12 protein-coding genes are annotated in these 17,462 nt (G+C 73.3%); 4 read left to right on the plus strand and 8 right to left on the minus strand.

Annotated elements, in window-relative coordinates; all coding sequences use genetic code 11:
* Positions 1-40 precede the first annotated feature (40 nt).
* Positions 41-1,519, plus strand: a complete 1,479-nt coding sequence (locus tag OG392_RS03145; RefSeq protein WP_329275268.1) for a PP2C family protein-serine/threonine phosphatase — start codon at positions 41-43, stop codon at positions 1,517-1,519.
* A 180-nt stretch (positions 1,520-1,699) separates the two neighbouring features.
* Here the strand turns inward: OG392_RS03145 and OG392_RS03150 are convergent, their stop codons facing one another.
* A complete protein-coding gene (locus OG392_RS03150; RefSeq protein ID WP_329275271.1) occupies positions 1,700-3,193 on the minus strand; it encodes a DNA-binding protein NsdB in 1,494 nt (497 codons plus the stop codon).
* Between the two features lie 233 nt (positions 3,194-3,426).
* On the opposite strand from OG392_RS03150, the gene OG392_RS03155 reads away from it, so the two are divergent.
* From OG392_RS03155 to OG392_RS03165, 3 genes are all read left to right on the plus strand, one after another.
* Positions 3,427-4,554, plus strand: coding sequence for an aminoglycoside phosphotransferase family protein (locus OG392_RS03155; RefSeq protein WP_329275273.1), 1,128 nt, complete (start codon positions 3,427-3,429; stop codon positions 4,552-4,554).
* Positions 4,555-4,920: 366 nt separating this feature from the next.
* Positions 4,921-6,852 carry an N-acetylmuramoyl-L-alanine amidase gene (locus tag OG392_RS03160; RefSeq protein ID WP_329287035.1) on the plus strand — a complete coding sequence of 644 codons (1,932 nt, stop codon included), beginning with the start codon at positions 4,921-4,923 and terminating at the stop codon, positions 6,850-6,852.
* 159 nt (positions 6,853-7,011) lie between these two features.
* Positions 7,012-9,210, plus strand: a complete 2,199-nt coding sequence (locus OG392_RS03165; protein ID WP_329275275.1) for a terpene synthase family protein — start codon at positions 7,012-7,014, stop codon at positions 9,208-9,210.
* A 44-nt stretch (positions 9,211-9,254) separates the two neighbouring features.
* Here the strand turns inward: OG392_RS03165 and OG392_RS03170 are convergent, their stop codons facing one another.
* The 7 genes from OG392_RS03170 to OG392_RS03200 all read right to left on the minus strand — a co-directional run bounded on the left by OG392_RS03170 (position 9,255) and on the right by OG392_RS03200 (position 17,435).
* On the minus strand, positions 9,255-9,620 hold the full coding sequence (locus OG392_RS03170; protein WP_329275278.1) for an RNA-binding S4 domain-containing protein: 366 nt from the start codon (positions 9,618-9,620) through the stop codon (positions 9,255-9,257).
* A 17-nt stretch (positions 9,621-9,637) separates the two neighbouring features.
* The gene (locus OG392_RS03175; RefSeq protein WP_329275280.1) at positions 9,638-10,138 is read right to left on the minus strand and encodes a hypothetical protein; all 501 of its coding nucleotides are present in this window, start codon (positions 10,136-10,138) and stop codon (positions 9,638-9,640) included.
* Positions 10,139-10,194: 56 nt separating this feature from the next.
* Complete coding sequence (locus tag OG392_RS03180; RefSeq protein WP_443055056.1) at positions 10,195-13,035, minus strand: ATP-binding protein; 2,841 nt, start codon at positions 13,033-13,035, stop codon at positions 10,195-10,197.
* A 736-nt stretch (positions 13,036-13,771) separates the two neighbouring features.
* Positions 13,772-14,203, minus strand: coding sequence for an ACT domain-containing protein (locus OG392_RS03185; RefSeq protein ID WP_329275282.1), 432 nt, complete (start codon positions 14,201-14,203; stop codon positions 13,772-13,774).
* Between the two features lie 37 nt (positions 14,204-14,240).
* Positions 14,241-15,425 carry a thiolase domain-containing protein gene (locus tag OG392_RS03190; protein ID WP_329275284.1) on the minus strand — a complete coding sequence of 395 codons (1,185 nt, stop codon included), beginning with the start codon at positions 15,423-15,425 and terminating at the stop codon, positions 14,241-14,243.
* Positions 15,415-16,485, minus strand: coding sequence for a thiolase domain-containing protein (locus OG392_RS03195; RefSeq protein WP_329275287.1), 1,071 nt, complete (start codon positions 16,483-16,485; stop codon positions 15,415-15,417). The genes OG392_RS03190 and OG392_RS03195 overlap by 11 nt, the downstream gene beginning before the upstream one ends.
* Positions 16,482-17,435 carry a Zn-ribbon domain-containing OB-fold protein gene (locus OG392_RS03200; RefSeq protein ID WP_329275290.1) on the minus strand — a complete coding sequence of 318 codons (954 nt, stop codon included), beginning with the start codon at positions 17,433-17,435 and terminating at the stop codon, positions 16,482-16,484. The genes OG392_RS03195 and OG392_RS03200 overlap by 4 nt, the downstream gene beginning before the upstream one ends.
* Between the last annotated feature and the right edge of the window lie 27 nt (positions 17,436-17,462).

Genomic DNA, 17,462 nt, shown 5'->3' on the forward strand with positions numbered 1-17,462 from the left:
CACCTGGCCTGGCCGTGCCGCGCCTGTATCGGAGTACGACATGCCGTCCCCACTGTTCGCGGATCGCCCCGCCCAGCAGCCGGAGCCGGGCGCGGTGGACGCGCTGATCTCACAGACCCGCCGCCTGCGCGGCGAGCTCGTCGCCGTGCGCCAGGAAGCCGTGGTGAACGACGACGACCCCCAGCAGCGCTGGCAGCGCGCCCTGTGCGACCTGGCCGTTCACCAACTGGACGACCTGGGCGCCCACTTGGGCCAGCTTCGCTCGGGCGTCCCCGAGCAGCTCGTCACCGAGGAGTCCGACGAGCCCGCGGATCCGGTCCTCGACACCGCGCTCCCCACGACCCCCGGCACCGCGTACGGCGAGATCGCCCCGCAGCGCACCGGCTCCCTGCTCTCCCGCGTCGGCAGCGCCGAGTGGAACCTCCTGACCGACGAGGTCAGCTGGTCCGAAGAGCTGTTCCAGATCTTCGGTCGTACGCGCGAGAGCGGAGCGATGTCGCTGGACGAGATGCCCACGATGGTCTTCGCCGAGGACCAGTCCGTCCTCCAGGGCATGGTGACGGACTGCCTGATCGACGGAAAGCCGATCGACGGCGAGTTCCGGATCGTGCGGACCGACGGCTGCGTGCGCACCGTGCACATGACGGGCGAGCCCGTCCTCGACGCCGAGGGCTGCACCGCGTCGATGTGGGCCGTGCTCCGCGATGTGAGTGAACTGCGGCGCAGCGAGCGGGCGGTCCGGGAGAGCAGGGACAGCCTGGAGCGCAGCCGCCACATCGAGCAGACCGAGCGACGGGTCGCCGTCGAGCTCCAGGAAGCGGTGCTCCCGCCGTGGCGCGGCTCGCTCCGCTTCGCCCATGACGGCCCCGCCCCGCTCGACGTGGCCGCCCACTACCTCCCGGCCGCCAGCACCGGTCTGATCGGTGGCGACTGGTACGACGCACTGGCCCTGCCCGACGGAGACGCGCTGCTGACCGTCGGTGACCTGACGGGCCACGGGGTCGCCGCGACCTCGTCGATGGCCATGCTCCTCGGTGCGCTGCGCGGCATGGCCGTCGCCGGGATCCGGCCCGCCGCCCTGATGGGGCATCTCAACCAGCTCCTGGAGACCTCCGTCCAGCCGGCGCTCGGCAGCGCGATGTGCTGCCGCTACGACCCGGTCGCCCAGACCCTGAACTGGGCGCAGGCCGGCCACCCCGCCCCGCTGCTGTTCCGCGACGGGACGGGGCACGTCCTCCGGCGGCCCGAGGGCGTGCTCCTCGGGGCCACGACCGGAGCCGTCTACGGAGAGGCCGAGATCCGGCTGATCCCCGGTGACCTGCTCGTGCTGCACACCGACGGACTCACCCGTGGCAGCGGTCCGGACGACGACACGGGCACGCGCAGGCTGCTCGCGCTCGGCCGGCGGCTCATCGGGGCGCGGGACGCCCAGGACGGTGTGCGCGCGGTGGTCGAGGAGTTCGGCGAGGAACAGCGCGAGGACGACGCCTGTGTGATGGTGGTCCGGGTCGGACACTGACGGCACCACCGGACGACATCCGGGCAGGGGGCCCGGCGCAGGGCGGCGGGGACGGCCACGCGTACGGGCGCGCCACGACGCTGTGGCACGACGGTACGATCCCGGGCGGCCCACCTCGCCCGTCGACCTGTCCCGTCGACGAACCCGACCATCGACGATCATCGCCGGCGCTCGGCCCTCTCAGGCCTGCCCCGTCCTCGGCCGGTTGACCGGGGACCTCGGCAGAGCGAGCTCGATCTCCTCACGGAGATGCTCGATCCTCGCGTAGCCGGCGTACTGTCCGGTCAGCCGGTACATCTCGCGGAGCCGGTCCCATGTCCGGTGGGACGAGGTCTCCCCCATGGACATCAGGGCGAGCCTGGCGTAGCGGTCGGCCTGCTCGGGATCGTCGGCGATGAAGCAGGCCGAGGCGAGCGAGATGTGGTCGAAGAGCTTCGAACGGTCGTGACCACCGCGCCGCAGTTCGAGCGCCAGCTTGGCGTGGCGCTGGGCGGGGACGGCCGCGGCCGGGTCGTGGTCCGCCAGGGTGCGGTAGGCGAGGGCCTGCATGCCGTGCAGGTCGGCCTCGTCGAAGTTCTGCATCCAGCTGGGGTGCTTCTCGTCGCGCCGGTCGGACACGAACAGGTCCTCGGCCTCGCCGAGGGTCCGCCGCATGGCCTGCCCCCGGCCCATCGAGGCCTGCGCCCAGGCCTCGATCGTGTGGAACATGGCCCGGGTCCTGGGGAGGACGCGTTCGCCCGAGCCGTCCTTGGCGAGCTTCATGAGGTCGAGGGCGTCGTCGGGCCGGCCCAGGTGCACCATCTGACGGGCCGCACGGGACAGCGCCTCGCCCGCCCGCGGGCGGTCGCCGCCCTCGCGGGCCGCGTGCGCGGCGATGACGAAGTACTTCTGTGCCGTGGGTTCGAGTCCCACGTCGTGGGACATCCAGCCGGCCAGGACGGCCAGGTTGGCGGCGACGCCCCAGAGGCGTCGCTGAAGGTGGTCGGCGTGGCGGTAGGCGAGCATGCCGCCCACCTCGTTGAGCTGGCCCACCACGGCCTTGCGCTGGAGTCCGCCACCCCGGGAGGCGTCCCAGGCACGGAACACCTCCACCGAGTGCTCCAGTGCCTCGATCTCCTCCGACCCGATGGGGGCGGCCTCGTAGCGGTCGAACCCGGCGGGGTCGGCGTGGAGGGGATCGGTGGCCCGTTGGGGGGCTCCCTGGCGAGCGGGGTCGGTCTGCAGCCAGTCGTGCATGGCATTGCTGAGTACGGAGCCGGCGGCAAGCGCGGCACCCGCGCCCACCAGGCCGCGTCGGTTGAGCATGAGGTCCATTCCCGTGAATTCGGTGAGGACCGCCGCCGTACGATCGGGTGCCCAGGGCAGCCCGTCAGGGTTCTCCGTCTTCCTGACGTCCTGCCTCTTTCCGCTGCGCCCGTGTCGTACGAACCCGAGGTCCTCGATGGTCACGACACGGCCGAGTCGCTCGGTGAACAGTGCTGCCAGCACCCGGGGAACGGGATCGCGCGGGGTCTCGCCCCGGTCGATCCACCGCCGCACCCGCGAGGTGTCCGTCGCCAGCTGGGGGTGGCCCATGGCCGCCGCCTGCCGGTTGACGAGTCTCGCGAGTTCGCCCTTGGACCATCCGGCCAGGCCGAACAGGTCTGCCAGGCGGGTGTTGGTTTGTCCGGTCACGTCTAAGCCCCCAGGTTCTCGGCTGAGTTGACAGTAGCCCTCTGTCATAGGCCTGGCGACAATTCGCCAGGCTTCGCCAGGGTGCGCGAGATGTTCCGCCACCCGCGCCCGGGTGTCAGGTAGGAACGCGCCACCCCGCCCCGCCGACCGGCCCTCATTCCCCAGGGTGCGGACCGGGGGCGGGCGGGGCGACGCACGCAACTCGTCGGCACACGAAGGGATCTGTCACCTCCATGTACACAGCATCGTCCTCCGTGTCCGCCCCGCCCCGGCCGCAGCACCGCATCGTCCCGACCGGCGCCGGACCCTACCTCGCTCCCGCCCCTCAGGCCGTACGGCCGAGGCGCTGGGTGGCGGGCACGGGCACCCAGCCGATCAGCGGGAGAATCGATCTCTCCGGCCCTCAGGGGGCGCAGCTGAAGATCGCGATCGCCTCCGTCCACCGCATCTGCCCGGAGTTCAACCCGGTCCAGGTGCTGCGGCGCAGCGGGCGTTCCGTACTGATCGTCGGAACGACCGGGCGGACCACGGCGGTCGCGAAGTGTTTACTGGACCACTCCCCCGCGTGGGTCGAGCGGTTCCGGCACGAGATAGCGTCCTACCGCTCCTTCGTCCGCCACCGTCCGCCGGTGCGGGCGCCCCGGCTGATCGCGGCCGACCCGGAGAACTGCACGCTGGTGATCGAGCGGATGCCCGGGCGGGCGGCGGCGCTCTCGCGCCACCCCGTCGAGGCCCCGCCCCGCGCCGATGTGCGGGCCGCGCTCGGCGCGATCGCCCGCCTCAACGCGTGGCGCCCGCCGGCCGGGACGTTCGACGCGCCGCTGGACTACGGCACCCGTATCGCCCGCTACCACGAGCTCGGTCTCTTCACGGACCGGGACCGGGACGACCTGCAGAAGCTGCTGCACGGTCTGTCGCACGCGGGCGGCCGCCAGGGCATGGGCCAGTTCTGTCATGGCGACGCCCTGCTCTCCAACATCCTCCTCTCCCCCGCCGGACCGGTCCTCGTCGACTGGGAGCACGCCGGCTGGTATCTGCCCGGCTACGACCTGGCGACCCTCTGGGCGGTGCTCGGTGACGCGCCGCTCGCCCGGCGCCAGATCAGTCAGCTCGCGCAGCAGGCGGGCGCGGCCTCCCGGGACGCCTTCCTGGTGAACCTGATGATCGTGCTGACGCGGGAGATCCGGACCTACGAGACGGCGGTGCAGCGCACCATGAAGGAGGCTCCGCCGGCCGGTTCCGTACCGATGCCCACGGGCGCCCTCGCGCCCGGTGAGGAACAGCGGCTGCTCCTGAGGCGGCTGCACGACGACTGCGCCATGGCACGGCGGGCCGTGCGCGCGGCGGTCGGGACGCGCTGAACGCGCGGGCCCGACCGACGACACGGGGGGGTGCGCCGTGCGCCCGGTGCCGACACACCGGGACGCGGCGCACTGGCGTCTCCGGTCGCGATGGGGCCGACCGGGTCGGCGGGACCGGACAATGGTCCACTCCACTGACGCGCCCCAGGCCCGGGACCCGTCTCCGCGAAAGTCCGCCGTCCGGCCTCCATTCCCGCTCTGACGTGGGAAGTTCCGCTCGGGTACGGGTGATTGACGGATCGTCCGGGAGCCGATACCCCTGTACGGGTTCGGCCCCGCACGCCCCGGTGTCACCCCCCGCCCCTGGAGGCCGCCTTGCTCCGTTCCGCGTCCGGACGTACGCCTTCGCGTCGTCTGCCGAAGACCCTGGGCGCGCTCGCGTCCGCGGCCCTGTTGCTTCCGCTGTTGTCCGCCGCCCCGCCGGCCGGTGCCGAGGTGCCCGAGGCGGGTGCGCTCCAGGAGCAGTTCGCGCGGGCGGCCGCGCGCCAGGGCGTACCGGAGAGCGTGCTGCTCGCCGTCGCCTATCTCCAGTCGCGCTGGGACGCCCACGGTGGTGCACCGAGTGTGACCGGTGGCTACGGGCCGATGCATCTGACCGACGCGGTGACGGCGTTGGCCGAGACGCCCCCGCATCACTCCGAGGGCGCGGAGGACGCGCGCGGCGACTCCTCGCGCGCCGTGCGCTCCGGCACGCGGGCGGCCGAGCCGGCCGCCGTCCCGGCCGCGGGGGTGTTGCCCGCGCGGCTGCGCACGCTGGAGCGGGCGGCGGCCCTGTCCGGGATTCCGACCGAGGAGCTCCGGAGCCGTACGGCCGCGAACATCGAGGGCGGGGCGGCGCTGCTCGCCGCCGCGCAGCGGGAGTCCGGCCGGCCGGCGAGCGCTGACCCGGCCGACTGGTACGGGGCGGTGGCGCGCTACTCGGGCGCCGACGACTCGGCGACCGCCGCCCGGTACGCGGACGACGTGTTCGACGTGATCCGGTCCGGAGAGTCGCGGACGACCGACAGCGGGCAGAATGTGACGCTCGCGGCCGCCCCGGCGGTCGCGCCGGAGACCGCGCAGCTCGCCGGTCTCGGTCTGCGACCGCCCGCCGGCGGCCCTGTGGAGTGTCCGCGCACGGTGGCCTGCGAGTGGATCCCGGCGCCGTACGAGGAGTTCGGCGACGGCGACTACGGCAATCACGACAAGGCGAACCGGCCCGCCTCGCAGTCGATCGACTACATCGTCGTCCATGACACCGAGGCCACCTGGGACGTCACCCTGCAGCTGGTGCAGGATCCGACGTACGTCTCCTGGCAGTACTCGCTGCGCTCCTCCGACGGGCACGTCGCCCAGCACGTGGCGCTCAAGGACGTCGGCTGGCACGCGGGCAACTGGTTCGTGAACGCCAAGTCCGTGGGCCTCGAGCACGAGGGCTTCCTCACCGCGCCGGACTCCTGGTACACGGAGGCGATGTACCGCTCGTCGGCGCGGCTCGTGCGGTATCTCGCGGCCCGCTACGACATCCCGCTCGACCGGCAGCACATCCTGGGCCACGACAACGTCCCGGGGACGGTGACGTCCACGATCAGGGGCATGCACACGGACCCGGGACCGTACTGGGACTGGGCGCACTACTTCACGCTGCTCGGCCGGCCGATCACGCCGAGCGCCGGTCCCCGAGCCGGTGTGGTGACGATCCGGCCCGACTTCGGCTCCCACCGCCCGGTGTACACCGGCTGTGTCACGGCCGGTGAGGCGTGCGCGCCGCACGGCAGCGGGGCGGTGCGCCTGCACACCGGGCCGAGCGCCGACGCGCCCCTGGTGAAGGACATCGGTCTGCGGCCCGACGGGCAGGACTCGACCACCGGGGTCAACGACACCGGGGCGCGCGCCTCCACCGGGCAGAGCTACGCGGTGGCGGAGCGCCGGGGCGACTGGACGGCGATCTGGTACCTCGGGCAGCGGGCCTGGTTCCACAATCCGGCGAAGGAGCCGACCGCCGTCAACGCGCGGGGGCAGGTCCTGACGCCCCGGGAGGGGCTGGCGTCGGTGCCGGTGTACGGGCGCGCGTATCCGGAGGCCTCGGCGTATCCGGCGGGTGTGCCGGTGCAGGCGGTGTCTCCGCTGCCGTACCGGCTGCTCGCGGGGCAGCGGTACGTGGTGGGCGGCAGGACCCCGGGCGAGTACTACTTCGCGCCGGTGTTCGACAGCAGCGGGCACAGGGTCGTCCGAGGCCAGGAGGAGTACTACCAGATCCAGTTCGGCCATCGAGTGGCCTTTGTGAAGGCTGTTGACGTGCGGGTTTCCCCGTCCTGACGGAGGCATGGCCGAAAGCTGAGAGGTGGTGCCGGATGGACGATCCGGCATCACCTCTTCGACGTTCATAGGACTATTCAGGAGATCGCGTGCGCCGTACGGGCGACGGGTAAAGGTGGGCCGGACAGAGCCCCTGCTCACCGGAAGGCCCCTCCGCAGATGCCTCAGCCCTTCGTAATGCCGGATTTCTATGTTCCGTATCCGGCGCGGCTCAATCCCCATGTGGAGGCCGCCCGCACCCACACCCGTGACTGGGCGCGGAAGATGGGGATGCTGGAGGGTTCGGGGGTCTGGGAGACGCACGACCTCGACTCCCACGACTACGCGCTGCTCTGCTCGTACACCCATCCCGACTGCGACGAGGAGGCGCTCAACCTCGTCACCGACTGGTACACGTGGGTCTTCTTCTTCGACGACCACTTCCTGGAGATCTTCAAGCGGCCCCAGGACCGGGCCGGCGGCAAGACGTATCTGGACCGGCTGCCGCTGTTCATGCCGGCGGACCCGGGGGCGGGCATGCCCGAGCCGACGAATCCCGTCGAGGCGGGGCTCGCCGATCTCTGGCTGCGGACCGTTCCCTCGATGTCGGAGGGCTGGCGGGTGCGGTTCGCGGAGGCGACCGAGCATCTGCTGTACGAGTCGCTCTGGGAGCTCGACAACATCAACGACGGGCGGATCGCCAACCCCGTCGAGTACATCGAGATGCGGCGCAAGGTGGGCGGCGCGCCCTGGTCGGCGGGACTGGTCGAGTACGCGGCGGGGGCGGAGGTCCCGGCCCAGGTGGCGTACTCCCGGCCGCTGCGGGTCCTGAGGGACGCCTTCTCGGACGCGGTCCATCTGCGCAACGACCTCTTCTCGTACCAGCGCGAGGTGGAGGACGAGGGTGAGAACAGCAACGGCGTGCTCGTCCTCGAGAAGTTCCTCGGCTGTACGACCCAGGAGGCGGCGAACGCGGTCAACGACCTGCTGACCTCACGGCTCCAGCAGTTCGAGAACACGGCCCTCACCGAAGTGCCGTTGCTCGCGGCCGAGAAGGGGCTCGACGCGGCCGAGTGCGCGGCCGTCGCGGCGTACGCGAAGGGGCTCCAGGACTGGCAGTCCGGCGGCCACGAGTGGCACATGCGCTCCAGCCGGTACATGAACGACGGCATGGTCGGCCGGCCTTCCCACCTCGAAGGGGTTCTCGGCACCTCCGCGCTCGACATCCGCACCCTCTTCGGGCGCCCGGCGGCCTCGCGGCTGCGGGCGCTGACGCACGTGCCGCACCAGCGGGTGGGGCCTTCGCTGCTGCCCGAGTTCGACCTGCCGTACCCGCTGAGCGTCAGCCCGCACCACGCGGAGGCGCGTCGGCTGTCGCTCGACTGGGCCGAGCGCTTCGGGCTCCTGGACGACCTCTGGGACCGGCCCATGGCGGAGGGCTTCGACCTGGCGCTGTGCTCGGCCGGGCTCGACCCGGACGCCACCCTGGAGGAGCTGGAGCTCAGCGCCGAGTGGCTGACGTGGGGGACGTACGCGGACGACCACTACCCCGCGGTCTTCGGACGGTCCCGCAACCTCCGCGGCGCGCAGGAGCAGACCGAGCGGTTCAAGTCCTGTATGCCGGTGGACGATCCGGCCGCCGGAGCGGCGCTCGCCGTGAACCCGCTGGAGCGCTCGCTCGCCGACCTCTGGGCCAGGACGGCGGGCCCCATGGCGGCGGGTGCCCGCACCCGACTGCGGTACTCGCTCGACGTCATGCTGGACAGCTGGCTGTGGGAGCTGCACAACCAGGCGCAGCACCGGGTGCCGGACCCCGTCGACTACATCGAGATGCGCCGCAGCACCTTCGGCTCCGAACTGACCACGCTGATGTGCCGGTTGCGGCACGACGAGGTGTTGCCGCCCGAGCTGTTCCGCTCGGGGACCGTGCGTGCCCTGGAGAACGCGGTCATGGACTACGGGACGCTGATCAACGACCTGTTCTCGTACCAGAAGGAGATCGAGGTCGAGGGCGAGGTCCACAACGGCGTGCTGGTGCTCCAGAAGTTCTTCGACTGCGACTACCCGACGGCGGTGGCCATGGTCGACGACCTGATGCGGGGCCGACTGCGTCAGTACGAGCATCTCAAGGCACGTGAAGTCCCTTTGATGTATGAGGAGTTCGGGCTCGGCGCGAAGGGCAGGGCGGCCTTCGCGGCTTATCTGCGGGAGCTGGAGGACTGGCTCGCGGGCATCCTGAACTGGCACCGGAAGGTGCGGCGTTACGCGGCGGAGGACGTGCACACGGGCAGCGGTACGGCGCTGCTGCGGCGCGGGCCGACCGGTCTCGGCACCTCGGCGGCCCGGATGGCGGATCTCCTCGGGCCGGTCAGGGTCTGAGGCGGAGGGCGGGCGGCCCGACGGGCCGCTCCACGCGTCGGCGCTCAGCCGTTCCGGCCGCGCAGCTCGTCGAGTTCGCGGCGGTCACGCTTGGTGGGGCGGCCGGCGCCCCGGTCCCGCACGGCTGCGACGGCCACGTGCTCGCGCGGCGGCGGGGGCGGGCTGTTGTCCACGTACGCCTCGACGGCGACCGGTGGGCCGACCCGCTTGGTGTGGAGTTCCTTGACCTCGACGATCCGTTCCCGCCCGCCGTGGAAGACCCGGACCTCGTCGCCGGGCTTCACCGACTGGGCGGGCTTGGCCCGTTCGCCGTTGACCTTGACGTGCCCGGCCCGGCAGGCCGCGGCGGCCTGGGCGCGGGTCTTGGTGAGACGGACCGCCCAGATCCAGCTGTCGACGCGTGCGCTCATCGGCCCCCGCTCCCCCGTCAGGCCTGCTGGAACAGCTCGGCGGGCAGCGGCTTGAGCAGCGCGTACAGGTCGTCGGTGATCGGCCGGTCCCAACTGGCGATCGTGACGAGGACGTTGTCGCTGCGGTCGAACTGGACGCAGGAGATACGGCTCTCGGAGAGCTTGAGCCGACGGACGATCAGGAGGTTGTCACCCTGCATCACGGGGACGTCCTCGGTGTCGAGGACCTCGACGGGCTCGTCGTTCTCCAGGGCGGCGAGGAGCTGGGCCACCTCGAAGGGGATCTGGCCGTCGGTGAGCTCGCGGGCCGGGGAGCCCTCGGGCAGGTTGCCGATGATCATCGCGGGGCCGCGGCCGCCGAACAGGTCGTACCGGAGGAAGACGCCCTGGCAGGAGCCGTCGGGAGCGGGCAGCAGGCCGGCGCCGAGGTTGCCGGGCCAGTCCCCCGGGTCCATGGCCAGGACATCGAAGTCCGGGCCCGCGGGAGTGGCGGCGCTACGGCGGCGGAGGAAGGACATACGGCCATGGTACGTGCCCCGGCGCGCGATGCGACGCGCCGGGCGGCTCCGGGCGGTCAGTCCCGTCCGGCGGGGTCCCGGGGCTCCTGTCCGGTGTTCCTGAGGGCCTGCGCGAGGCCCGTGCGGTCGGTTCCCAGCTTGCGGTAGACGGCCGAGAGGAGCCGGGCCACGGTGGTGGAGTCGACGCCGAGGACGGCGGCCGCGTCCTGGTCGCGGACGGTGAGATCGGCGGCGGCACGCTCACGGGCGGTGAGCGTGTCCGTGCCCGCGGGGTGGAGCGCCCGGGGGCGGAGGCCTGCCGCGGCCAGCTCGGCGCGGGCCACCTCGACGAGGGCGTCGGCGCCGCAGTCCTGGGCGGCCTCCAGCCCCCGGTAGAGGTGCTCGGCCGCTTCTCCCGCGCGTTCGGTGCGGCGCAGGGCCGCGCCGAGGGCCACGAGGGAGCGGGCCAGCTCGTACGCGGCGGGCGACTGGTCGAGCCAGTCGACGGACTCCTCCAGGAGCTTCACGCGATCGGCGGGCTCGGACACCTCGGCGGTCACGCGGAGCGCCTGGCCGATCGCGGAGGGCGCCCCGTACTGGCGGGCGCGGGCGACGGCCTCCTGGGCGGTGGCGAGGGCCTTCGCCGGGGAGGTCGCGGCCTCGGCGAGCGCGAGGTGGAGCTGCCAGGGGCAGCAGGAGGGGTTGCGCTTGCCGCGCGGGTCGAGGCGCCTCGCGACGGCGGCCAGCTCCTCGGCGGCCTCCTGGGTGCGGCCGGTGGCGAGCAGCAGTTCCGCGTGGACGGTCTCGCAGTCGGGGATGGTGACGGCGGCCGGGAACGGTTCGCCGAAGTCGTGCTCACGGGCCACCTGCACGGCCTCGTCCGTACGGCCGCGGGCGATGAGGACCTCGATCATGACGCCGGTGGCGTACCAGAGGGCCGGGGTGCGGGCGCCGACGCGCTCGGCGAGGCGGAGTCCGGCGCGGGCGAAGTCCTCGGCCTCCATCAGTCGGCCGCGCCGGAAGCGGATGTAGCCGATGAGGGTGTACGCGAAGGCGAGGTGCGCCCCGCGCCAGCCCTGCTTCTCGAATTCGGCGGTTCCGGCGGCGAAGAGCTCCTCGGCGCGGCCGGGCCGGTCGGCGTAGAGGTGGAGCAGGGCCACGAGGACCGGCACCTCGAAGCCCCGGCTCTCGTCGGCCCAGGTGAGGCCGCCTTCGAGGGCGCGTTCGGCGTCCTTGAGGGCGGTGGCGGCGGGTTCGGCGCGCAGGGTGGCGTCCCAGGCGCGCAGTCCGATGATGTAGCGCTCGGTGACGTCGCGGCCGGTGAGGCGGTCCGCGAGCGCCGCGAGGCGCCGGGACCGGGCGGGCGATTCCGGTTCGTCGGCGCGCAGGGCGTCCCACATGAACTTCTCGGCCTGCATCCGCAGTCGGCTGCGGGCGTCGGTCGCCTTCCGGGCCTCCTCGCCGAGAAGCTCGGACGCCTCGACGAGCCGGTCGCTGTGCGCGAGGACCTGGGCGAGGCGGTAGACGATGCCGTGCCGGAGCGCCGGGTCGCTGACCGGCTCCTCCAGGGCTGCCCGCAGATGGTTGACGGTGGTGACGGGTTCGGTGAGGAGCGAGGAGCAGCCGAGCTCGTAGAGGACGGCGGCCCGGTCGTCGGGGGCGGGTGGTTCGCGCAGGGCGCGGGCGAGGAACCGGCGGGCCGCGTCGGGGGCTCCGGCGCGGAGGTTCTCGCCGGCGGCGGCGCGCAGCTGGCCGACGACCCAGGGGTCGCCCTCGGGGTGGGTCTCCAGGAGATGGCGGGCGGCCGCGTTGGGGCCGAGTCCGGCGTCGACGACGCACCAGGCGGCCTGTCCGTGCAGGGCGACACGGGTGGCGTCCGGGATGGACCGGTAGACGGTGGTCGCGATGAGGGGATGGGCGAACTGGAGGGGTTCGTCGGCCTCTTCGGCCTCGGCGAGGACGCGCGCCTCGCGGAGCCGGGCGGCGCAGTCGGCGACCGCCTCGCCGCCGAGGCCGGCGACGGCGCCCGCGAGCTGGGGTGAGATCTCGGTGCCGAGGACGGCGCAGGCCCAGGCGAGGCGGACGGGGGCGGGGCCGAGCCGTTCGAGCCGGGTGACGAGGCCGCTGCCTTTGAGGGCGGCGGAGAGGTCGGGCAGTTCGTGGGCGCCGTCGGCGGTGGGTTCGAGGCCGCGGTCGCGGACCTTGGCGGCGAGTTCGACCGCCTCGAAGGGGTTGCCCGCGGTGACGGACCAGAAGTCGCGGCAGAAGCTGTCGTCCGCGTGGGCCCCGACGCTGTCGCGGACGAGCCGGGCCACGGCGGAGGAGGTGAGCGGGGCGAGGTCGAGGGGCCGCTGCCCGGACCGGCGTCCGGTGAACTCCATTCCTTCGTCGGGGAGTTCGTCGGGCCGGTAGGCGACGACGAGGAGCATCGGCAGTTCCTCGGCGCGCGGGGCGAACGCGGCGAGCCAGCCGAGGGATTCGGGGTCGGCCCAGTGGACGTCGTCCAGGACGACGACGAGGGGCGCGCGGCGTACGGCGAGGTGGGTGAGGACCCAGTCGAGGCCGTCGCGCAGACCCTGCGGGTCGGGCGGCGAGCCTTCGGCGGAGGCACGGAGCCCGAGGGCGGGGCCGACGATGTCGTACCAGGAGCCGAGACGTTCGCGCAGTTCGGCGTCGCCGGCGTGGGCCAGCTGCGGCTGGAGGAGCTGCCGGGCGACGTGGAACGCGACCCGCTGCTCCTGGTCGCCGCCGCGTGCGGACAGCACCGTGCAGCCTCGGGCGGCGGCGCGGCGCCGGATCTCGGCGAGCAGGGTGGTCTTGCCGAGGCCCGCGGGGGCGGCGTAGGCGAGGATGCCGCCGCGTCGGACGACCTGGGGGCGTGCGGAGGCCGCGGCTCCGTCGGGTGCGGAGGCGAACACGGAGGCGTGGCCGGGACGGGGCTCCGGCGCGGAGCCGGCGTCGGGCACGGGGCGGAGTCCGGTCCGGCCGCCGGGGACCCGGTCGTCGCCGGACGGCGTGGACAGCGGCCCGGTCGCGGGATCGGGGTCCTGGGCGGGCGTGCGGGTGGGGACGGCGACCAGGTGCGGGCCGCGTACCTCGCGGGGTGAGGGCACGGCGACCGGCCACAACGGCTCGTCCGCCAGACCTGTCAGAAGGTCGAGCGCCTCCTCGGCCGCGGTGAGCGCGGCCTCGCGCTCGAAGAGGCCGACTCCCTGACGGGCCGAACCGCCGTCCTGACGTGCCACGTTCCACCCCCACACAGGGGGCGCGCGCCCGGCGCACGGTCAGGCGTGCCGAGCGGGAGCCCCGCGAAAGTCCCAGCGTACGCCCGAAGGAGTGAGCTGGGACGGCCAAACAGCCAAGCAAAATCCCGTCGTGTCGTCGGTGGCATATTCGACTCGGCGCAGAGCGCTGGGGAGTACCTTCGCCACCGCCGGCGCGACCGCTTCCGCCTCGGTCGGGCCGGTGTCGGCGGAGTGGGTGACCTGTCGCTCTGTGGCCGCGGAGGCGAACCCGAATGTCTGATACCCGACGGCCTCGCCCGTGTGCCCCGCGACCGGCCGTCCGGCCCCGGACGCGTGGGCGTCGCTCTGCGGGCCGGGGCCGTGGAGGCGTCCCGTGCGGGGGGGGGGCTCACGGGGCGCGCGAAGCGCGTCATCCGCGTCCCCGAAGGCGGTCCAGAGGGTCGCCGGGCCCGCCTTCCGCGAGCCGTTCGAGCACGGCCAGCGCCTCCCCCGCGCGCGCGTGTTCCACGAAGAGGTGGTCGTGGTGGAAGCCGGCCACCACGTTGCAGCTGAGCCCCGCCCCGGCGAGCGCCCCGGCGACGGCGGCCGTCAGCCCGACGGCGTCGAGTGCGGAGTGCACGCGCAGCGTGATCCGGCCCGCCACGTAGTCGTACGGGAGGGCGGCGGCGTCCGCCTCCTCCTGGCGTACGACGAGAGTGAGGCCCTCGTCCTCGGTGACGGTGACCACCGGGGCGACCCCGGCCGGGGCGGGGCCGTCCACCGTGGTGAAGACGTAGCGGCCGGGGTCGAGCTCCGGCCGCATCCCGGCGAGCAGCCGGGTCAGATCACGTTCCGCGTTCATGGCCGCCAGGGTAGGCGTCCCGGCCCGGCAGGGCGGCTCAGCCGGTGGGCGGGGTGTCTCCCACGAGCCACATCGAGAAGAACTGGGCGCCGCCTCCGTAGGCGTGCCCGAGGGCCCGGCGCGCTCCGTCGACCTGGTGCTCGCCCGCCTCGCCCCGTACCTGGAGCGCCGCCTCGGCGAAGCGGATCATTCCGGAGGCTCCGATGGGGTTGGTGGAGAGCACTCCGCCGGAGGGGTTCACGGGCAGGTCGCCGTCGAGTTCGGTGACGCCCGCCTCGGTGAGCTTCCAGCCCTCGCCCTCCTCCGCGAAGCCGAGGTTCTCCAGCCACATGGGCTCGTACCAGGAGAACGGCACGTACATCTCGACGGCGTCGATCTCCCGCCGGGGGTCGGTGATGCCGGCCTGCCGGTAGACGTCGGCGGCGCAGTCCCGGCCCGCCTGCGGCGAGACGAAGTCCTTGCCCGCGAAGAGCGTCGGCTCGCTGCGCATGGCGCCGCCGTGCACCCAGGCGGGCGGCCGGGGGGCGCGGGCCGCGCCCGTCCGGTCGGTGAGGACCATCGCGCACGCGCCGTCCGAGGAGGGGCAGGTCTCGGAGTAGCGGATCGGGTCCCAGAGCATCGGGGAGGCCTGCACCTTCTCCAGGGTGAGGTCGTGCTCGTGGAGATGGGCGTACGGGTTCTTGAGCGCGTTGCGCCGGTCCTTGTACGCGACGAGGGAGCCGATCGCGTCGGGCGCACCGGTGCGCCGCATGTACGCGCGCACGTGCGGGGCGAAGAAGCCGCCGGCGCCGGCGAGCAGCGGCTGCTGGAAGGGCACGGGCAGCGAGAGGCCCCACATGGCGTTGGACTCGGACTGCTTCTCGAACGCCAGGGTGAGGACGGTCCGGTGGACGCGGGCGGCCACCAGGTTCGCGGCGACGAGCGCGGTGGATCCGCCGACGGATCCCGCCGTGTGCACCCGGAGCATGGGCTTGCCGACGGCGCCGAGCGCGTCGGCCAGGTACAGCTCCGGCATCATCACGCCCTCGAAGAAGTCGGGCGCCTTGCCGATGACGACGGCGTCGATGTCCGCCCAGGTCAGTTCCGCGTCCTCCAGGGCGCGGACGGCGGCCTCGCGGCAGAGTCCGGCGATCGACACGTCCGCGCGTGCGGCGACGTGCTTGGTCTGGCCCACGCCGACGACGGCGACGCACTCCTTCGATGTCACGGCCTTACCGGACATGCGGCTCTCCTTCCAGGACGGCGACCAGGTTCTGCTGGAGGCAGGGCCCGGAGGTGGCGTGGGCGAGGGCGCGGTCGGAGTCGCCCCGGTGGATGCGGGCGGCGGCCTCGCCGAGCCGGATGAGTCCGGCGGCCATGACGGGGTTGGCGGCGAGGGCTCCGCCGGACGGGTTGACCCGCACGCTCTCGTCGAGGTCGAGGGCCCGGCGCAGGACGACCTCCTGGGAGGTGAAGGGCGCGTGGAGTTCGGCGGTGTCGACGGGCGCCTCGAAGGCTCCGGCGCGTTCGGCGGCGAGGCGGGTGGAGGGCGAGTCGGTGAGGTCGCGGACGCCGAGGGAGTGGGCCTCGATGCGGTGGTCCATGCCCCGGATCCAGGCGGGACGGGCGCAGAGTTCACGGGCCCGGTCGCCGACGGCGAGGATCACGGCGGCGACTCCGTCGCCGATGGGCGGGCAGTCGCCGGTGCGCAGCGGCCGGACGACGTACTCGCCCTGGGGGCGGGCGCCGGGAAGCTGGGCGTGTGCGTTGGCCGTGGCGTCCGCGCGGCTGCGGGTGGCGATCGCGGCGAGGGCGGGTTCGTCGGTGGCGCCCACGTCGACGAGCGCCTGTGCCTGGAGGGCGGCGAGAGCCACGGAGTCGGGCCAGAGGGGTGCCAGGTAGTACGGGTCGAGCTGGCGGGTGAGGACGTCGCGGACGGAGCCGGGCGAGGACTTCCCGTACGAGTAGACGAGGGCGGTGTCGGCCTCGCCGGTGAGGAGCTTCACCCAGGCCTCGTACAGCGCCCAGGCGCCGTCCGTCTCGACGTGGGACTCGGAGATCGGCGGCCAGGCACCGACGCCGTCGAGGGCCATCGTGAAGGAGAAGGCGCGCCCGGCCAGGTAGTCGGAGGAGCCGGAGCAGGTGAAGTCGATGTCGGAGGTCCTGAGCCCGGTCTGCCGCAGCACGTCGTGCAGGACGGGCATGACCATCTCGACCTCGGAGAGGTCGTCGGTGCGGCGGCGGTGGTCGCTCTGGGCGAAGGCGACGATCGCCACCTCTCGGTCCGGCCGGTGCGGCGTCACAGCAGCTCCTTGTAGGTGTCGTAGTCGGCGTCGGGCTCGCCGGTGGGCCGGTAGTGGTCGGGGTAGCGGCCGTCGTCGCTCCACACGGGTTCGACGCGCAGGCCCATGCGGACCTGGTCGTACGGGATGCCGCCGATGCGGCCGTGGAGGGCGAGCCCGGCGCCGTCGAGGGCGATGTGGGCGTAGACGTACGGCACCTCGATGTCGAGGTTCTTCGCCTTGATGTTGACGATGCAGTACGTGGTGACGGTGCCGCGCGGTCCGACCTCGACCTGGTCGGTGGTGGCGACTCCGCAGGTGGGGCAGGCGCCGCGGGGCGGGACGTACACCTTGGCGCAGGAGGGGCAGCGTTCGCCGACGGTCCGGCGCTCTCCGAGGGCGTGCAGGTAGCGGGTCTGGGCGCGGCCGGGGCTGTAGGTGTAGTCGAGGCGGGCGGCGGCGACGATGCCGGTGACGGGGTCGGTGAACCGGCCGTCGTGGGCCGCCGGTTCGTTCACCGGATCGCTGTCGTACGGCTCGAAGCACGCGATGTCCGTGATGGCGCCGGACCGTTCGGCGGCCCAGCGGATCCGGACCCGCAGGCCGGTGCGGACGGCTTCGGGGCCGGGGGCGTCGAGGGCGTGCAGGAGGGCGGTGTCGGCGCCGTCGAGGCGGACGAGGACCCAGGCGAAGGGGGTGGCGAGGGGCTGTCCGGTTCGGGGCGCGGGGTTCCAGGCCCAGGTGGTGACGGTGCCGGTGGCGCCGACCTCGACGAGGTCGCGGAGTTCGGCGGCGGTGGCGGGGTCGTACTCGACGGGCGGGACGAGGACCTCACCGGTCTCGGTGCGGACGCCGAGGACGGTCCGCTCGCGCAGGCCCGTGAGGAAGGCGGACTGGACGGGGCCGAGGGAGCGGGTGAAGGGGAATTCGACGACGAGGGGAGCGCGGAGCGTCTCCGACGGGGCTGTCATGCGGGCTCCTTGGTGGCGGGGCGGGTG

Source organism: Streptomyces sp. NBC_00691, from assembly GCF_036226665.1.
Classification (GTDB): Bacteria; Actinomycetota; Actinomycetes; order Streptomycetales; family Streptomycetaceae; genus Streptomyces.